At 48.8% G+C, this 4,425-nt stretch carries 1 protein-coding gene; it reads right to left on the bottom strand.

From position 1 onward, the window contains the following. Positions 1–3,693, bottom strand: a 3,693-nt coding sequence (locus QUB56_RS36330) for an FG-GAP-like repeat-containing protein (protein WP_332961206.1), incomplete at its 3' end; no start/stop codon positions are given. Between the last annotated feature and the right edge of the window lie 732 nt (positions 3,694–4,425).

Below are 4,425 nucleotides of genomic sequence, written 5' to 3'. Positions count from 1 at the left end.
AAGGTCACCCAAACTAGCAGTAGGTGCGGTAACATCAGCAGTACGAGTCAGTTGAGTGGCAGCGGTATTGTTATTACTCGCAGTATCAGTAGCTGTTGCCTCCGGTACATCAACGGTGACATTACCATCAGCATTCGGTGTGACTGTAAAATTATAAGTCGTGCCGCTACCTGTAAAACCGCTCACCGTACCGTTAGTAACATTAATGCCACTCGAACTAAATCCTGTAACATTTTCACTGAAAGTTGCTGTGACTAAAAATGGTGCATTGATTGTTGTCGGTGAAGTTGATGTTAAGGCAACAGTTGGCGGTGTAAAATCAGCGGTACGAGTCAGTTGAGTGGCAGCGGTATTGTTATTACTCGCAGAATCCCTCGCTTGAGCCTCCGGTACATCAACGGTGACATTACCATCAGCATTCGGTGTGACTGTAAAATTATAAGTCGTGCCGCTACCTGTAAAACCGCTCACCATACCGTTAGTAACATTAATCCCACTCGAACTAAATCCTGTAACATTTTCACTGAAAGTTGCTGTGACTAAAAATGGTGCATTGATGGTTGTCGGTGAAGTTGATGTTAAGGCAACAGTGGGCGGTGTAAAATCAGCGGTACGAGTCAGTTGAGTGGCAGCGGTATTGTTATTACTCGCAGAATCCCTCGCTTGAGCCTCCGGTACATTAACGGTGACATTACCATCAGCATTCGGAGTAACGGTAAAATTATAAGTTGTGCCGCTACCTGTAAAACCGCTCACCGTACCGTTAGTAACATTAATGCCACTTTCTATAAATCCTGTGACATTTTCACTGAAAGTTGCTGTGACTAAAAATGGTGCATTGATTGTTGTCGGTGATACGGATGTTAAGGCAACAGTTGGCCGTGTAACATCAGCATTACGAACCAGTTGAGTTGCAGGGGTATTATTATTACCCGCAGTATCAGTAGCTTTAGCCCCAAGTACATCAACTGTGACGGGGCCATCAGCATTCGGTGTGACATCAAAGGTGTAGGTTTTGCCGTCAACTGTGACAAAGTTACTGACATTCGCATTGGCGAGGGTGATATCAGTATTATCAAACCCGGTGACATTTTCACTGAATGTTGCTAGGACCCTAAATGAACCATTTACTGTTGTTGCTGATGCGGGTGTTAAGGCAACAGTTGGTACAGTTGTGTCTACAATTATGGCTTTGTTATCAGCTAAAGATTGCCCCGCAGGAATAGTCAAAGTTGCATTATTTCGCGCAGCATCTCTCAATGTTGCACCGACTGCTAAAGTGATTCCAGTTGAGTTGAGAGCCGTGCTATTTTGTCCGGCTGCTGGAGTATAAGTGCCGACAGCAGATGTGCCGCTGAAAGATGCAATAGTAACAGTACCGCCCGTGTCTAAGGCGACACTCATATTACCGGCTAAAGTAACGGCTTCGCTGAAGTTGACGGTAACGTTGATGTTACCAGTTGTGTTGTAACTGTCGTTAGCGGTGGTAGAGGTGACGCTGGTGATGGTAGGTGCAAGAGTGTCAATAACTATGGCTTTACTACCGCCGAGTGAGTTGGCTGTGGCGGTATCGGGGAGGGTTAAGATGGCATCCACAGTCAAATTATCTTTAATTGTGCCACCGTTGAGGGTGAGGGCGTTGGTTGCCAGGTATTGTAAGTCGGCAGAGGTGTCTGGGGCTTGGACTACATAGTTGAAGGTGAGTACAGTACCGCCGCTACCAGAGGCGTAGTTGGCAAAAGAGTCAGTTGTGCCTGTTTCTAGTTGCAGTCGGGGTGTGCCAGTGACGTTGACAGCAGCATCGAAGGTGACGGTGAGATTGATGGTAGAACCGACACCGTAGCTGCCATCAGGGGTGGTGGCGGTGACAGCGGTTACTTTGGGGGTAGTGTTGAGCAGGATGGAGGCGGTGTTGCTGTTGGCGTTCGCCACAACTAAGTCTGGTTTCCCGTCGCTGTTGAAGTCGCCTATGCTGACTGAAATGGGGCCAGAGCCAGTGGGGAAGTCAACTTTGGGGTCAAAGGTGGGGCTGGGGTTGATACCGTTGCTGACGGTGGTGTTAAGCAGGATGGAGGCGGTGTTGCTGCCCGAGTTCGCCACAGCTAAGTCTGGTTTCCCGTCGCCGTTGAAGTCGCCGATGCTGACGGAGCCAGGACTAGTCCCGGTGGTGAAGTTTACTGTGGGGCCGAAGGTGGGGGTGGGGGATCCGGTGGAGGTGGTGTTGAGCAGGATGGAGACGTTGTTGCTGGCCAAGTTCGCCACAGCTAAATCAGGTTTGCCGTCGCTGTTGATGTCGCCCATGCAGACTGAATAGGGGTCACTGCCAGTGGAGAAGTTTACTTTGGTCGCAAAGGTGGGGGTGGTGGCGCCTGTGGTGGTGGTGTTGAGGAGGATGGAGGTGTTGTTGCCGTTACCGTTCGCCGTTGCTAAGTCAAGTTTCCCGTCTCTGTTGATGTCGTCGATGCTGACTGAAATAGGGCGACTCCCAGTGCTGAAGTTTACTGGGGTAAAGGTGTTGGTGGCGGTAGTGTTGACGAAGATAGAGGTGGTGTAGTTGTAGCTGTTGAGCACAGCTACATCTGGTGAACCGTCGCCGTTGAAATCGCCGATACCGACTGATTCGGGGTAATGCCCAGTGGTTAAGTCTACTTTGGGGGCGAAGGTGGGGGTGCTGGCGCCTGTGGTGGTGGTGTTGAACAGGATGGAGAGGGTGTCGCCATACGCGTTCACCGTTGCTACATCTGGTTTCCCGTCGCTGTTGATGTTGCCGATGCTGACTGACCAGGGCTGACTCCCAGTGTAAAAGTCTACTTTGGTCGCAAAGGTGGCAGTGGTGGAGCCTGTGGGGGTGGTGTTGAGGAGGATGGAGGTGGTGTTGCTGCCGCGGTTCGCCACAGCTAAATCAGGTTTGCCGTCGCCGTTTATGTCGCCGGTGCTGACGGACCTAGGGGCACTGCCAGTTGTGAAGTCAACTTTGGGGGCAAAGCCTAGTACGCCGCTGTAGGTTTTCAGGGTATTGGCGTTAAATGGTATTGGTGTTTCGATCGCGCCTGTTTGTACTTCCAGTTCCCAGTCTCCACCCCGTGCGGCATTGCCTGTGGGGTTGGCCGAGGCGGCGATGTCGGCACCTGTTAATTCACTCAGACGATCGAGGAATTGGTTTGGTTTTGCGGGATTAACACCAGTCCCGCCCGCAGTTTTAGCCCTCGTCCGATCGCGAAAGTCATCGAAAGATGACTCAATAAGTGAATTGTCAAGATTGTCTTGAGTCGCTTTTAACCGACTTAAGCTAATTGACAGGGGTTTTAACCTCTGGCTGATGTGACGGATGTAGTCGATGTCAGTTGTCACCGATACATCGGCGGCGACATTACACCCGTAGAGGAGAATATCGGCACCGGGAATTAATGCTTTGCGCCACTGTTGAAGTCCAGGGGCGAAGCTTTCTATATTGCTGCTGTTGAGTGTATTTGCACCGAGTTGTATAGCACCTGGACTGCCGTGAGAGATGATGTGGATTGCTTCTATATTTTCTTCAATTGCTAGCCTTTGGGTGATTTGCTCGATGCCATCGAGCGTTTTATCTAGGATAATTACTTCAGCATTTGGAGAAATGCCGTCAATTAAACTCTGATAATCTTCTACATTTGAATCAATAAAAATTAGTTGGGAAGCCATTTTTTGTGGTGTCATTTATACTCTCTTACTTTTTCAAGATGTGAGCATAATAAAAATATTTATTGCTCATTAAAAACGTCTCTAATCGGGCGTGTTGTGTGAGATAAAATCCCTTAGCATCGGAATAGTAAATTCGAGTTCACTGTTGACGCCGTGAACAGTCAACCGTCAACCGTCAACATCACGGACGGTGTAACCGGAAATGATATGACTAGACTCCTGAGTGGGCACAGGAGGGCGCACCGCCCTCTGCCACTTCCTAAGTTCTGTCTTTCCTGGCAGCCATTTTTGTGGTCAAGTTTTTTATTCGCTCGCCCGCTCTCCTTACCAAAAAACTCGAATTACTATTTTCTTGCTCCCAGCTTCATTTCATATCATTTCCGAGCGATTGACCATCATATCCCGGCCGGGCGGGTTTTTGAGATGGGAGATTGTTGGCAGATATTGTTGGCTCACGGGTCCCTACATGAGGTCGGGTAATCGACCGGACACGATCTTAGAGAATTTGTAACATTTTTATCTGACGATAGCTAACCCAACTTCAATCATTCCTAACACTTAGGTACTTACGCCGGTTGGGCGGCACAATTTACAGAGGTAGCTTTTATGGGTAGATTGTTGCTGGGATACAAAATATATCGGCATCCCCGAAAGCTACACCACGAAACTCACTAGCTCAACTATACTGCTGGCAGTCACTCCTTTTAATATAGCTAAATATTCCCCTGTTACCTGATACTGAATTAT

Source organism: Microcoleus sp. AR_TQ3_B6 (genome assembly GCF_036702785.1).
GTDB lineage: Bacteria > Cyanobacteriota > Cyanobacteriia > Cyanobacteriales > Microcoleaceae > Microcoleus.
The sequence above is the reverse complement of the archived record's forward strand: the minus strand, read 5'-3'. Positions and strand labels throughout refer to the sequence as shown.